Annotated in this window: 12 protein-coding genes; 9 read left to right on the top strand and 3 right to left on the bottom strand. The window is 41.0% G+C overall.

The features are described 5' to 3' along the window. Positions 1-22: 22 nt before the first annotated feature. On the bottom strand, positions 23-829 hold the full coding sequence (gene djlA, locus CXF72_RS15435; RefSeq protein WP_101040286.1) for a co-chaperone DjlA: 807 nt from the start codon (positions 827-829) through the stop codon (positions 23-25). Between the two features lie 231 nt (positions 830-1060). Here djlA and lptD point away from each other — a divergent pair, with 231 nt between their 5' ends. Genes lptD through CXF72_RS15410 form a run of 5 tightly spaced genes read left to right on the top strand, consistent with a single transcriptional unit; the run spans position 1061 to position 7405 of the window. Next, on the top strand, positions 1061-3421 hold the full coding sequence (gene lptD / locus CXF72_RS15430) for an LPS assembly protein LptD (RefSeq protein WP_101040284.1): 2361 nt from the start codon (positions 1061-1063) through the stop codon (positions 3419-3421). Between the two features lie 10 nt (positions 3422-3431). Then, the gene (locus CXF72_RS15425; RefSeq protein WP_101040282.1) at positions 3432-4751 is read left to right on the top strand and encodes a peptidylprolyl isomerase; all 1320 of its coding nucleotides are present in this window, start codon (positions 3432-3434) and stop codon (positions 4749-4751) included. Next, positions 4751-5737 (top strand): 4-hydroxythreonine-4-phosphate dehydrogenase PdxA, encoded by a 987-nt coding sequence (gene pdxA / locus CXF72_RS15420; protein ID WP_101040280.1) that lies wholly within the window; start codon positions 4751-4753, stop codon positions 5735-5737. Before CXF72_RS15425 ends, pdxA begins: the two co-directional genes overlap by 1 nt. A gap of 22 nt (positions 5738-5759) precedes the next feature. After that, on the top strand, positions 5760-6572 hold the full coding sequence (gene rsmA / locus CXF72_RS15415) for a 16S rRNA (adenine(1518)-N(6)/adenine(1519)-N(6))-dimethyltransferase RsmA (RefSeq protein WP_101040278.1): 813 nt from the start codon (positions 5760-5762) through the stop codon (positions 6570-6572). 2 nt (positions 6573-6574) lie between these two features. Continuing rightward, the gene (locus CXF72_RS15410; RefSeq protein WP_101040276.1) at positions 6575-7405 is read left to right on the top strand and encodes a symmetrical bis(5'-nucleosyl)-tetraphosphatase; all 831 of its coding nucleotides are present in this window, start codon (positions 6575-6577) and stop codon (positions 7403-7405) included. Between the two features lies 1 nt (position 7406). Here CXF72_RS15410 and folA read toward each other — a convergent pair whose 3' ends face one another. Beyond that, the gene (gene folA, locus CXF72_RS15405; RefSeq protein WP_198552623.1) at positions 7407-7898 is read right to left on the bottom strand and encodes a type 3 dihydrofolate reductase; all 492 of its coding nucleotides are present in this window, start codon (positions 7896-7898) and stop codon (positions 7407-7409) included. 374 nt (positions 7899-8272) lie between these two features. Between folA and CXF72_RS15400 the strand changes: the two genes are divergently transcribed. From CXF72_RS15400 to CXF72_RS15385, 4 genes are all read left to right on the top strand, one after another. Further along, a complete protein-coding gene (locus tag CXF72_RS15400; protein WP_442966050.1) occupies positions 8273-9244 on the top strand; it encodes a DUF2333 family protein in 972 nt (323 codons plus the stop codon). 300 nt (positions 9245-9544) lie between these two features. After that, complete coding sequence (locus CXF72_RS15395) at positions 9545-10186, top strand: glutathione S-transferase (protein WP_101040272.1); 642 nt, start codon at positions 9545-9547, stop codon at positions 10184-10186. A 220-nt stretch (positions 10187-10406) separates the two neighbouring features. Further along, complete coding sequence (locus CXF72_RS15390) at positions 10407-10934, top strand: cytochrome b (protein WP_101040270.1); 528 nt, start codon at positions 10407-10409, stop codon at positions 10932-10934. Positions 10935-10959: 25 nt separating this feature from the next. After that, a complete protein-coding gene (locus CXF72_RS15385; protein WP_101040268.1) occupies positions 10960-11523 on the top strand; it encodes a YceI family protein in 564 nt (187 codons plus the stop codon). 78 nt (positions 11524-11601) lie between these two features. On the opposite strand, the gene CXF72_RS15380 is transcribed toward CXF72_RS15385, so the two are convergent. Then, complete coding sequence (locus CXF72_RS15380; RefSeq protein ID WP_101040266.1) at positions 11602-14079, bottom strand: ATP-dependent Clp protease ATP-binding subunit; 2478 nt, start codon at positions 14077-14079, stop codon at positions 11602-11604. Between the last annotated feature and the right edge of the window lie 286 nt (positions 14080-14365).

Raw genomic sequence — 14365 nt, 5'->3', positions numbered from 1 at the left:
GCTGTAAAGACGCTATCAACTTTTATTTAAATCCCCGTGAGCTGCGCAGTGTCTCATAGGCACCTTGGATATTCTGTGCTTTTTCTTTGGCTAACGTCATCATCTCTTCGGGCAACCCTTTAGATGCCAACTTATCCGGATGATGTTGGCTCATCAGTTTCCGATAAGCACGCTTAATTTCTTTGTCCGTTGCAATCTCTTCAACGCCGAGTATTTTATAAGCGTCTTCTTTATTAGCCGTTTGGGTTTGCTGTTGCTGGCCTTGATGAAAATGTTGCTGACCTTCCATCATCTGTAATAAACGTTCCAGTTCAAACCTTGAAAAACCTAACTGTTGGGCAATATTATATAAAATGCTTTTTTCATTTTCGTCCAGTACACCGTCAGAATAAGCAACCTGCACCTGAATACCCAAAAACATTTGCAGCAGATTGCGTTCACCGCGCACCATTTGAGTAAACTGAGCAAGTGTCTCTTGAAGTGAAAACTCCCCCGCTTTACCCTGTGAAAACGAAGTCTGTGCCCGCTCTCTAGCTGCCCCCTGCAGACGCATTTGATCCATATAAGCGTTAGCAATTTGTATATCCGTTTGTGTTACCTGGCCTTTTGCTTTGGCAACATGTCCCATCACAGAAAACGTAGCGTTAAAAAATATTTTTTGCCGCTCCTGGCTGCTGGCAGCATTACCAAATAAACTGTTTTTCGCACTGAAGTTATTAGCCCGTGCGCGATCAAAACGATGCCCTAGCCAAATGCCCAGCAACATGCCAAAAATATTACCAAACATAAAACCAAAAAAGCCGCCGAGTAGTTTTCCCCAAATGCGCATAACGTTAAAATACCTTGTTTATTAGAAAGAGAAAGAATCAATATTGTGTTTGTTTTGTTTAACTGTTGCTTAGTTTGCCTCTTTTTTATCTAAAATACAGAACTTTAACATATTTATAAGTAACAAAGATTGGAGCTCAGTTAAGTTTGTTCTATTATACCAAGATCTATTTTATTTTATTTTATTTTAGCTTGGCGTTTTCAATTTCTAAGCAATATTTGTGAGTTATTCATGTTAAAAATATTACCTTCATTGCTCTTTCTCTTACCTTTATTTGCAAATGCAGCAGAAAAATCCGTGCCTGAAGAAAAAAGCACACAACAATATGCCGTTACCGATAAGGCATCAACCGCAGAAGAGCAGCCTACGGATCCAAAACGTGATACGGAACTTTTTTTCCGTCAATGTTATACACAAGTTCCACCGAGAGTCGATGATCCTAATACTCTGCCCGTTGAACAACAACCTATTAATATTGATGCGCAGAAATTATATGCTATTCCGAGTAAGTTGGTCTATGAGAAGGATGTTAATCTCACCCAGGGGGATAAAAATCTAAGCGCCGACAAATTAACCTATTATCTTGAACAGGAAAAGGTCATTGCAGAAGGTAATGTGAATTTTAATAATGGCCAAGTCACCTTGTTTGCAGACGTAATCGAAAGGCAATTAACCAGCAATAAAACGTCTTTGTACCAGGCTGATTACCAGTTTCACGGACGGGGAGGACGGGGAGATGCGAGTAAAGTTTATGATAATGGTGAGGATTTATATGAGCTGAATAACTCCTCCTATAGCGCCTGCCCGCCTGGCGATAACACCTGGTCAATTGATTCGACAACACTGTATATAGACAATAAGGCTGGCACCGCCTCAGCTTATAACGCAATACTAAAAATAAAAAATGTCCCGATTTTTTACTTGCCTTATATTACATACCCTATTGCGGACAAACGCAAAACAGGCCTTTTATTTCCAAGTTTTGAATTTGCAGACACCAATGGTTTGACCATCAGCCAACCCTTGTATCTTAATATTTCGGAAAACATGGACGCCACTATTACGCCGACTTATATGCAGGAGCGAGGCACACTGGTTGCGGGTCAATATCGTTATCTGTTTGATGCCGGCAGCGGTAAAATGCAAGCAGAATATTTAGCAGATGATAAAATTTACAATGAAGCCCGTTATCTATTCCATTGGGATCATGGGCTAAGCTTTGCTGATAACTGGCAGTTTAATCTAAATTATAATCGTGTCAGTGATAACGATTATTTTACGGATATTTCGACCAAATACGGTTCACGCAGTGATAACCAGTTATTGCAGACAGCCAGTTTAAAATATACTGAAAATAACTGGAACAGTGAATTAGAGGTCAGAAGTTTCCAAATATTGGGTGACGGGGACACACCGCACGAAGTATTGCCAAAACTTGCATTCAGTGCTTATCAACCCCTTAAATTTCATAGTTTACAATTAGACTGGTACTCCGAAATTTCAAAATTTAACCACAGCGATGACGATATTTATACCGGTACCCGACTCCATTTAGAGCCTAAATTATCACTGCCCTTGTATTACAACTCACTGTTTATTAATACTGAGCTTAAGTATATGCTGAGCTTTTATCAGCAGGATTTAAGCAATGAGACTCAATACGACTGGTATGATAATCTAAGCGAAACGGCGACGCGTAATCTGCCCTCGTTCAAAATTAATTCCGGGGTTAATTTTGAACGTACATTATCAATACTGGATAACCAGTACCGGCAAACACTGGTACCGCAAATTCAATATTTATATGTACCTTATCAGGATCAATCGGCGATCGGCATTTATGACAGTACGGAGATGGAAGTCGATTATTACGGTTTATTCCGTGATAATCGATTTTCGGGATATGACAGAATTTCAGATGCTAATCAGATAACCTTTGGTGTTTCAAGTAGCTTTATTAACCCGCAGGGAGAAAAGAAAGTACGTTTGGCGCTTGGTCAAAATTATTATTTGACTCCTTCGCAAACCTATATACCCGATAACGATAACGATAACGATGAGAATACGGCAAGTCGCTCTTCGCTTATTGGAGAGTTAGATGTTAATTTCGACAATGATTATTTTTTCCATACCGGATTAGCATTTGACTCAGATCAGGGGGAATTTACCCGATCCAATTTCACGTTGGAGAAACGCTGGATCAATAATACCTTTGCACAATTAAATTACCGTTATTATGCCAATCCGGAAGATGAAGATTGGGACATAAAAATTAATCAGCTGGGAACTAAAGTAAATTGGGCAATGAATTCACAATGGACCTCTTATCTCAGTTACTATTATGATCTGGATTACAATCATGCCTACGAGAGTCTTGTTGGCTTAAAATATCAATCATGCTGCTGGGCAGTCAACTTATCCTACGGTAGTTATATGGACTCCTATTCTGGTGAGGAAGATTCAATAAAAGATGATTATGAGAGCGAAGAAAGTCTTACACTAAATTTTGAATTAACCGGGTTGGGTGGTGTTGGCGTTAGCTCAGCGGGTGAAAGTTCATTTGATTACGGTCGTCCTTTTTACTTACAATAATGGAAAAAAAATGAAAGTTATTCAGAATATTATCCTGCCTTTACTTTTTGCGTCTTTGGCCGCAACGCAGGTGTTTGCACAGAAGATACCCTTAGACAAAATAGAAGCGGTTGTTAATCAAGACATTATTCTAAGCAGTGATTTGCAGCGCGCGCAACTTGAAATTCAAGCGCGTTATAAAAATAGCGAGCAAACGTTACCCAGCGGCGATAAATTAAGCAAGCAGATTCTTGATAAATTAATCACTGACCGTTTACAGCTGCAAATTGCACAGCGTATCGGATTGCGGATAAATGATGCGCAACTGCAACAAACGGTACAGCAAATAGCACAAAAAGAGGGGCTGACCAGCGAAAATCTACAAGAAAAACTTGAAAAACAGGGCAAAAATTACGCCGCATTTGTTGATACTATCCGTGACGAATTGACCATCAATGAAATACGTCAAATTGAGGTTCGCCGCCGTATTACTATTTCTGATCAAGAAGTTGAACAGATGGTAAAACGCATCAATACCGAGGGACAAAAAAATACTCAATTTAATTTTGTACATCTTCTTTTTAAGTTAGACAAACACAGTTCAGCGGCAGAGCAGCAAGCGGTTGAAAAAAAAGCACAGGATCTGCTTAAAAAAATAAAACTTGGGGGCAATGCATCACAGTTAGCACTGCTTAACTCTGAAGGGCCAAAAGCGTCTGAAGGGGGTGACTGGGGATGGAGAACGATCAATGAAATGCCCACTTTATTTGCAGACATATTTAATGAACAGCTGACTAATAAAGGCGATCTGATAGGTCCATTTAAATCAGACCTTGGTCTTCATATTATCAAGATAATTGATAAAAAAGGGGATCAGAATGTCATGACGGTTGAAGTCAATACACGGCATATATTGATTAAATCTAATATCATTCTTAGCGATCAAAAAGCGCAAAAATTATTGACGGGTTACCGTCAGGATATTATCAACGGCAAAAAATCCTTTGCAGCACTTGCCCGCGAGTATTCTCAAGATCCGGGTTCAGCCGTTAAGGGAGGGGAATTAGGTTGGGCAGATCCCAGTATGTATGTGCCTGAGTTTAAAGCATTAGCGCTCTCTCTACCCGTTGGAGAACTCAGCCAGCCGTTTCGTACTATGCATGGTTGGCACATTCTTGAGGTGACCGGTAAACGCGAATCAGATACCACAGCACAAGCAACCAAACAAAAAGCTTACAACCTATTATTTCAGCAGCGCTTTCCCGCAGAAGTTTATGCCTGGATGAATGAAATACGCCAGGAAGCCTATATTAAAATACATAATCCGAATTATATTATTGAGAAACAATAATGGTGAAGCGTTTAATTATCACCGCCGGGGAACCGGGCGGTATTGGACCAGACTTAATTCTACAACTTGCTAAACAAGCCTGGCCTGTAGAATTAATTATTTGTACAGACAAAAGGTTATTGGCTGAACGTGCCTTACAACTTAATGAACAAGTTAAATTGCTTGATTATGATCCGCAAACAGCAGCTAAAGCCAATCAGATTGGCAGCTTAAAAGTGGCTAATATTAACTTGCAGGTGCCGGTTAAAGCAGGGGAATTAAACATGCTGAATGCGCAGTTTGTTTTGAATACCCTGAGTTTTGCAAGCCGCGGCTGCTTGTCAGGCGAATTTTCCGCGGTTGTCACAGCACCTGTGCATAAAGCGGTTATTAATGATGCGGGGATCACTTTTAGCGGTCATACTGAATTTTTTGCTGAACAGGCAGGTGTTGATCTGGTCGTAATGATGTTAGCCACAACCGGACTGCGGGTGGCATTGGTCACAACGCATCTGCCTTTAGCCGATGTTTCCGCCGCCATTACCGAGTCCCGTTTAACGCAAATAATCCGCATACTGAATCAAGAATTACAAACAAAATATGCCATCAAGCAACCGCGTATTTATGTTTGCGGTTTGAACCCTCACGCGGGTGAAGGTGGCCACATGGGCCGAGAAGAGATTGATACCATAGAGCCGACATTAGAGAAGTTACGTGCAGAAGGGATCAACTTAACCGGTCCCCTGCCGGCAGATACACTCTTTCAGGAAAAATATTTAGCAGATGCAGATGCGGTTTTAGCCATGTATCATGATCAAGGCTTGCCCGTTTTAAAATATAAAGGATTTGGCAAATCAGTCAATATCACTTTAGGTCTGCCCTTTATCCGCACCTCTGTGGATCATGGTACTGCGTTAGACTTAGCCGGCACGGGTAAAGCAGATTCAGGCAGCTTGCTATGCGCTGTCGATGAAGCTATTACGATGATTCAGAGCACTAATAAATAATAAGCAACAAGGCAAAATCAACATGAATGATAAAACACACTTAGGTCACACCGCGCGTAAACGTTTTGGACAAAATTTCTTACACGATGATTACATTATTGACTCTATTGTTGCGGCCATAGCACCTCAATGGGAAGACAATATCGTTGAAATAGGTCCGGGATTAGGCGCACTAACCGAGCCGGTTGCAAGCAAAGTTAAAATCTTAAATGTCATTGAACTCGATAGAGATTTGGCAGATCGTTTAGCAGAGCATCCCGTATTAGGTGATAAATTAAACATTACCCAAGCCGATGCAATGCAATTTGATTTTGGGAAATTAGCCAGTGCCGAAAGACCGCTGCGCGTTTTTGGTAACTTGCCCTATAACATTTCAACACCGCTGATGTTTCATTTGTTTGAATATGCAGACAAAATTTCCGATATGCATTTTATGCTCCAAAAAGAAGTGGTAAATCGTCTCTGTGCAGGTCCTGACTGTAAAGCCTACGGACGCTTAACCGTCATGGCGCAATATTATTGCCGAGTTATACCTGTATTAGAAGTGCCTCCGACGGCTTTTATACCTGCTCCTAAGGTTGATTCGGCAGTCGTACGTTTAGAGCCCTATGATACCCCACCCTTTGTCGCTAAAAGCTTAAAATCCCTCACCCAAGTGTGTTCAATGGCATTTAATCAGCGTCGTAAAACAATTCGTAATGGTTTACGTGATTTGTTAAGTATTGAACAATTACAAGAGATTGGCATTGATACAACCAAACGGGCAGAAAATATCAGCGTTGAAGAATACGTTAATATTGCCAATTATGTATATGATTTAAAAGAAAACAAATAAAGATGGCCACCTATATAGTGGGTGATGTCCACGGCTGCTTTGATGAACTTCAAGCATTGCTTGAACTGGCGAAATTTGAAAAAAATAAAGATCAGCTTTGGATAACCGGGGATCTTGTCGGACGGGGTCCAAAATCGCTGCAAACATTACGTTTTGTTAAAAGCTTAGGTGACAGTGCCAAAGTGATATTGGGTAATCATGATCTGCATCTTTTGGCCATCCATCAAGGTATCCACCGTGATAAAGAAAGTGATAAATTAAGCGCATTATTAAATGCGCCAGACTGTGATGAGTTACTGAATTGGCTGCGTTTCCAACCGCTTTTTAGACGCCACCCTGAATTTAACTTTGTGATGGTTCATGCGGGTATATCCCCACAGTGGACTATTGAGCAAGCGCAAGGTTACGCGCAGGAAGTGCAAGACATTTTGCAGGGTAATGAGTTTAAAATGCTGCTTAAAAACATGTACGGCAACCACCCTGCCTCATGGAATGATAGTTCACAGGGTATTGAGCGCTTACGTTTTATCATTAACGCGTTAACCAGAATGCGTTATTGCCTGTTAGACGGGTCATTAGAATTTCACAGCAAACTTTCCCCTAAGAAAACCGATAGCACTGTCCTTAAACCCTGGTTTGAAATTAACACGATGGATCAGAGTAGTGACATAATATTTGGTCATTGGGCGGCGTTATCAGGCACAGCGACTAGAGAAGGGATTTATGCTTTAGATACCGGTTGCGTATGGGGAAATAAGCTGAGTATGTTACGTTGGCAAGATAAAAAAATATTTTCTTTCGCTTGCCAACATCAAAAAGTTCACCGTAAATAAATCAACTTACTCGATCTAGTGTTACAAATTGATAATTATAATTGTTTTGCGCGTCAGACTGATGCGCTTCAGTTTGTACTTCTTGCCAATTGGCGATCATTTTATAATCGGGAAACTGCGTATCACCCGCGGTTTTTAAATCGATAAAAGTAATATACAAACGGCTTGCTTGTGGTAAAAACTGCTCATAAATCGTCGCACCACCGATCACCATCACTTCATCACAATCCTGCACCAGTGCAAGTGCCTGTTCAACGGTTTGCACACAGCAAACCCCCTCTATGCGAAGATTTTTATCACGGCTTAAGACGATGTTTTTTCTTCCGGGTAACGGTCGCCCAATTGACTGGAAGGTTTTTCGGCCCATAATAATGGGTTTACCTAATGTCACACGTTTAAAAAACATTAAATCGGCAGGTAAATGCCACGGCATTTTATTATCCAAACCAATTACCCTGTTTTCCGCCATCGCAACAATCATTGAAATTTTCATAACGAACCCTGTTCAACTATTTTGCAGGAAGATTACCATAGAATACCAAATTCACTCATTTTCTCTTCATTTATGCGGATGAAAATGAATGTTATCCACGCATGAAAGCAAAGCATTGATTGCGGTAACTAGTTATTCTAATTATACAAAATCGTAGGGAACAATTTTGTGAAGTGAACATAACGATCGAATACAACTCACCTCCTTGTTAGGTTAGAGCTAATTTTTTCTGCGCAATCATTGATCACTTAATTAATTCTTCTGATATTATTAATCTTTGTCTAAAGCAGACACTAAAATCTTAAGCGCTTGTTATTGCTTAATTAACCCTTTAAAATATTTTTTGAATATCAAGATTAGGGACTAAAATGACTATTTCAGTAAAAAAAGGAATTTTCGCCGGCCTTGCAATCATCGCATTGATACTATGGATAGTATCAATTTGGTGGGGATTCCCCCCCGCAGCCTATGATGTAAAAGCTAAAGCGTTGACAGCAGCCAAAATAAATAACCATAAAATAGTGCCTGGTTATACAACAACAACCACCTTAATCGATGTCACCAGCTGGTTAATTGAAAAGCCTGGCGGATTTTTTTCAAATGATGTTACACCGCCGGGATTATTCATGGATAATATGCCTGCTTTTGAATATGGTGCGCTCGAGCAGATAAGAGATTTATCATTAGCCATGCGTTTAGATTTTAGCCGCTCACCGACCCAGACAACGGGCGATAACGATTTAGAAAAAGCACAGGAAAAAATCAATACTTCGCACAAAAACTGGGCGTTGCCAAGTGCCGAAAAGGAGTACCGCCAAGCTATTGCCTCTCTGCTGTATTATCGAACACGTTTAGTTGCAAATAATCAAACTGATGCACAATTTTACACTAGAGCAGATAATTTAAGTGCCTGGTTAAGTGCCGTGGAAAAACGTTTAGCTTCTCTTTCTCAACGCTTAAGCTCAAGTGTTGGGCAAGATAATGATAACAGCGCATTAAGCGCTGATCCTGCAACCGAAACAGCACAGCGAATGCAAATAAAAACCCCTTGGTTTCAAATTGATGACGTATTTTATGAAAGTCGCGGTGCAACTTGGGCTCTCTTGCATTTTTTGAAAGCCGTCGAGGTAGATTTTGCCGATGTCTTAGAAAAGAAAAATGCACAAGTCAGTTTAAAGAAAATAATTAAAGACTTAGAATCAACACAAGCTGTTATATGGAGTCCGATTATTTTAAATGGCAGTGGTTTTGGTTTGTTAGCAAACCATTCATTGGTGATGGCAGATTATGTATCGCGTGCCAACACGGCATTAATAGATCTGCGTCTTTTGTTAGGGCAAGGTTAAAAACATAACAATCCGCTTACAATATGTAAGCGGTGCTCGCCTCGATGATTCTGAAGTGATTTGAGTATCAACGTTTCGGCGCTGAAACGTTGATACCAAATGACATTGCCAGCTGATAGCAAACAACTAAAAAGGTGAACAGTCCTATTGACTCCCTCTAACAGCGGCGTGAGTGATAATGATTTTCCTGAGTAATACTTTAGCAGTGCATTAATTCTTTTGCTATCAAGACTATTTTTATAAAAAATGATCGTAAAATGATCATAACGCACCTTTCTTCAAATTTATTACGAGGTATTTATGCCCAATACGTTATATTCATTTCGCCGTTGCCCCTATGCCATACGTGCCCGTTTAGCCTTAACGGTCAGTTCACAATCTGTTTTTTTACGGGAAATACTACTTAAAAATAAACCGGCAGAAATGTTAGCGCTTTCATCCAAAGGCACAGTGCCTGTTTTACAACTAAGCGATGGGACTGTCGTTGATGAAAGCTTAGATATTATGGTTTGGGCGCTGGCACGCCGCGATCCAGACGGCTGGTTACAGGGTAATTTAACTGAAATGCTAAATTTGATTGATGAAAATGATGTGGAATTTAAAGACTGGCTCGATAAATACAAATATGCGGATCGTTTTCCAGAACATTCGGCGCATTATTACCGGGAGCATGCGGAAGACTTTTTAATGCAATTAGAAAATCGTCTCAGTAATAGTCCTTATCTTTTCGGCCAACAAATCAGCCTGGCCGATATGGCTATCCTCCCTTTTATACGGCAATTTGCAGGCGTTGATAAAGACTGGTTTGAGCAAAGTGCCTACCCGTTTCTAAAGGTGTGGTTAGCCGACTTCATCAACTCTCCATTATTTACATCGGTAATGAAAAAATACCCTATCTGGCTTGAATCCGAACAACAAACTTCCTTTCCGGAAATGCCATAATTTGTCAGATTTAATTAAATAAGCTACTGAATCTTAAAGTGAATTCGCACCGTTAACGGTTAAGACCTTTAAATTATCAATAGAATGAAAGTATCAACAAGGTAAATCATCAAAATATTTGAACAAACTATTCTACATTTCTATCTTTGCTTATCAAATAGTTAATCTACAATGAAACTGATTAACACTTTGTTAAGGTCACCTTTTAAAAGGGCAGTAAATGTCACAAACCGTCACAAAATATAATATCACCGCTAAACTCCTGCATTGGGTTTCAGCTCTGTTGGTTATTGGTTTATTTAGTTTAGGGCTGTGGATGGTTGATCTGGGCTATTACAATGACTGGTATAAAACAGCACCACACATACATAAATCCGTTGGCCTGTGTTTGTTTGCATTGACTCTGCTGCGGGTTGTCTGGAAACTGTTAACTGCCCATCCCGAAATTGAAGGTCAAAAGTGGGAAATACAAGCGGCTAAAATAGCCCATTTCGCTCTTTATATTTTATTGTTCAGTCTTTTTATTGCCGGATATCTGATTTCAACGGCTGATGGTCGTGCGATCGCGGTATTTAATTGGTTTTCCGTGCCCGGTTTTGGCTCATTGATTGAAAACCAGGAAGATATTGCCGGTGTTGTTCATTACTATCTGGCATTTACATTGATTGGCTTAGCCGCTTTGCACGCCTTAGCTGCCCTAAAACATCACTTTATTAATAAAGATAATACACTCAAGAAAATGCTCTAACTTAAACTCGAATAGGAATGAAATAATGAAAAAATCACTAATCGCAGCGGCACTCAGCACTGCGCTGTTCATGCCAACCTTCGCCAATGCCGCTGACTATAAAATTGACACAGCACACGCTTCCGTTAATTTTAAAGTAAGCCACTTAGGTTACAGCTTTATTCAGGGTCGTTTTAACAAATTCGACGGTCAATTTAGTTACGATGAAACGAATATTGCAGCCTCTAAAATAACCGTAAACGTGGATACCAGCAGCCTCGATTCAAACCATGCAGAACGTGACAAACATATTAAAAGTGACGACTTTATTAATGCAGGTAAATTTTCCGAGGCAAAATTTGTCAGCCAAAAATTCACTGAAAAAACGGATGGCAGTTTAGCTGTTAACGGTAATTTGACACTGCACGGTATCACTAAACCTATTACTATTGATGCTAACTTTGTTGGTGCAGGTGAAGATCCCTGGGGCGGATACCGCACAGGTTTTCAAGGCACAACACGTTTACAGCTAGTTGACTTTGGTATTCAGGTAATGGGTCCGGCAAGTTATGTGGACATGGAATTAAATGTTGAAGGTATACGTCAATAAATTCAATACGTTAAAAATGGCAAACCCGTAAAGGTTTGTCATTTTATTGACCACAAAAAATACAACGCTATTTAGCCATCACTGCTCCTCGGTAATAAAAACAACCTCCTTATCCTGCATCTTAACTTCAACCCGGCAGTTATCTGAGAATTCATTGCGCACAATTTTCATTGCTAATACATTTTCTATTTGACGCTCCACTTCACGCCTTAAGGGCCGCGCACCGTAAATAGGATCAAAACCGTCTGCCGAGAGTTTATCAATCACTGCATTATCAACTTCAAGCACAATTCCCCTCAGTTTCATCCGTTCGACTAATTCAGCGACAAACATCTCAGCTATCTGGTGCACATGGTCTTTTTCTAAATAATGGAAGACGATAATGTCATCAAGCCGGTTAAGAAACTCCGGTTTAAAGAATTTCTTAACTTCGTGCATCACCAAATCTTGGGTTTCCTTATAGTTTAGCGAATCAGAATGAATAAATCCGATCGGTCGTTTGTCAGGGGAAAGTGACCCGGTGCCCAGGTTAGAAGTGCCTATGATAACGGTATTGCGAAAGGATACTTTACGCCCTTTAGCATCCGTTAGTTGCCCATCTTCAAGAATTTGCAGTAACATATTAAATACATCAGGGTGGGCTTTCTCCATCTCATCCAGCAATACCACTGTATAGGGGTTATGACGTACACGTTCAGTTAATTGCCCTCCTTCACCATAACCAATATACCCCGGCGGTGCGCCAATCATTTTAGAGACTTCGTGTCTCTCCATGTACTCCGACATATCCAGACGGATTATTCTTGTTTCATCATCTAATAAAAAAGCTGCCAAGGCGCGGGCGAGTTCAGTTTTCCCTACACCGGTAGGACCGAGAAAAAGAAATGAGCCAATAGGACGACGGCTGGATGTAATACCGGCGCGATTACGACGAATGGCATCGGCGACAGCGCGAACAGCATCCTCCTGGCCTACGATCCGCTGGTGCAGTTTTTCTTCCATTCTGGCCAGCTTTTCTGATTCCGATTCAACCATTCTCGCAACCGGAATACCCGTCCAGCGCGCCACTACTTCAGCAATATCATCCGGTGTCACCATCGCATCTTCCTTGGCCTGGCCTTTTTGCCAATCACTGCGCGCATCTTTAAGCTTTTGATCGATCCTTAAAATCTCCATCTGTGTTGCAGCTACCTGTTCAAAATTTTGATCATTAAAAGCGCCGGTCTTATCGCGTAATAACCCTTGATGCTGTCGTTCAAGATCCCGTAAATTGTGAGGAATAGCGGTTAGACGAAGGTGTTTACGCGCGCCTGCTTCATCTATCAAATCAACCGCCTTGTCAGGTAAACAGCGATCCGCAATATAACGCTCAGAAAGTCGCGCTGCCGCTTCGAATGCTGATAACGCATAATGAACATCATGGTGCTTTTCATAACGCGGGGCTGCCCCCTGCAAAATAGCAATGGTTTCATCAATGCTCGGCTCGCGCACTAAAATAGGATGGAAACGGCGCTCAAGGGCTTTATCTGCTTCTATATATTTTTGATATTCATCCAAAGTGTCAGCACCGATAACCTGCAGGGTTCCTTGAGCCAGCGCGGTTTTCAGCAGACTGGGCGCATCAATACCACCGGATCCGGCATTAGCGCCAACCACGGTATGTAATTCATCAATAAACAGAATAACCTTGCCCCCCGCCTCAATAACGGCATCACGTACAGATTTCAAGCGCTCCTCAAATTCACCCCGCATCGAAGCCCCAGCCACTAACTCTCCCATATCCAGCGCGAGCAAACGCTTATTTAACTGGCTATCGGGTACATCTGCAGCCACAATCCGTTGCGCCAAACCTTCGACAATGACCGTCTTACCCACCCCGGGTTCACCAATCAAGGCGGGGTTATTTTTCTTGCGCCGGGACAAGGTTTGAATAATCAACTCAATCTCCTCCTCCCGACCGATAACAGGATCTAACTCCCCCTTGCGCGCCATCTCGGTGAGATCTTTAGTGTAGATATCCAATACATCTGGTTTTCCTTCTGCATCTTGACTATTAAGCTGATGCCCCCGTCGAATATGCTTTAGTGCTTGACGCGCCTGATCAACACGAATACCTTCATTGTTTAAAATATCAGCAACAGGCCCCGCATCCTTATGAAAAAAAGCAAGAAATAAAGTGCCTGTACCAATATAATCATCGCCAAAATTTTTAGCCTCGTCGTAGGCCACTCGAAACACTTCGACTATCTCCTGAGAAGCCAGAATTTGCTTTGCCTGTACGTTACTTGCGGGCGGGTAGTTTTGTCTTATCTGACCAACGATACGCAACGGAGCATCATCTTCATTGGGCAATAACTCCTGCAAAACCTTATGTCCTTCACTGTCCGGTTGAGAAAGTAACGCAACCAGCAAAAAATCGGGCGTCAATATATTCAGTCGTAAGCTTCCTAACTCGGCAAAAGAAAGCTCCAAACAGCCAATTACCTTCTGGGTACTCTTCTGAACATAATTATGTAACATGGCTCCTTTGGCCGCCGGATTATTCCAATCGGACATAATAAAATTCCTTACATTATGATTTCATGAACTTGAATTTAAGCTCTCCGCCAAAAATCTCTTACTTATAATTCTAGTATCCATAACTCGCCCTGCACTGTTATTTTTTAAAATACCAACAGTATTGGATACTTAATCATCATAATATTGATAAAGATCGGAACATTATAATCGAGATACGCAAACGACTTGCAGATCCAGATTCCTGAATCTGCAAGTCATTTGCTCATAAGCCTGTGCTGGACTATAAAATTATGCAGACTAATCTTTAATTAAGCTTTCCCAT

It is taken from the genome of Psychromonas sp. MB-3u-54, from assembly GCF_002836415.1.
In the GTDB taxonomy this organism is placed as follows: Bacteria; Pseudomonadota; Gammaproteobacteria; order Enterobacterales; family Psychromonadaceae; genus Psychromonas.
Note: the sequence above shows the minus strand (reverse complement) of the source record. Positions and strands in the feature narration are given on the sequence as shown.

Coding starts and splice junctions, on each gene's coding strand:
- CXF72_RS15380 (WP_101040266.1), bottom strand. CDS start 14,079: ATGTCCGATTGGAATAATCCGGCGGCCAAAGGAGCCATGTTACATAAT.
- CXF72_RS15410 (WP_101040276.1), top strand. CDS start 6,575: ATGGCCACCTATATAGTGGGTGATGTCCACGGCTGCTTTGATGAACTT.
- djlA (WP_101040286.1), bottom strand. CDS start 829: ATGCGCATTTGGGGAAAACTACTCGGCGGCTTTTTTGGTTTTATGTTT.
- rsmA (WP_101040278.1), top strand. CDS start 5,760: ATGAATGATAAAACACACTTAGGTCACACCGCGCGTAAACGTTTTGGA.
- folA (WP_198552623.1), bottom strand. CDS start 7,898: ATGAAAATTTCAATGATTGTTGCGATGGCGGAAAACAGGGTAATTGGT.
- CXF72_RS15425 (WP_101040282.1), top strand. CDS start 3,432: ATGAAAGTTATTCAGAATATTATCCTGCCTTTACTTTTTGCGTCTTTG.
- CXF72_RS15395 (WP_101040272.1), top strand. CDS start 9,545: ATGCCCAATACGTTATATTCATTTCGCCGTTGCCCCTATGCCATACGT.
- CXF72_RS15385 (WP_101040268.1), top strand. CDS start 10,960: ATGAAAAAATCACTAATCGCAGCGGCACTCAGCACTGCGCTGTTCATG.
- pdxA (WP_101040280.1), top strand. CDS start 4,751: ATGGTGAAGCGTTTAATTATCACCGCCGGGGAACCGGGCGGTATTGGA.
- CXF72_RS15390 (WP_101040270.1), top strand. CDS start 10,407: ATGTCACAAACCGTCACAAAATATAATATCACCGCTAAACTCCTGCAT.
- lptD (WP_101040284.1), top strand. CDS start 1,061: ATGTTAAAAATATTACCTTCATTGCTCTTTCTCTTACCTTTATTTGCA.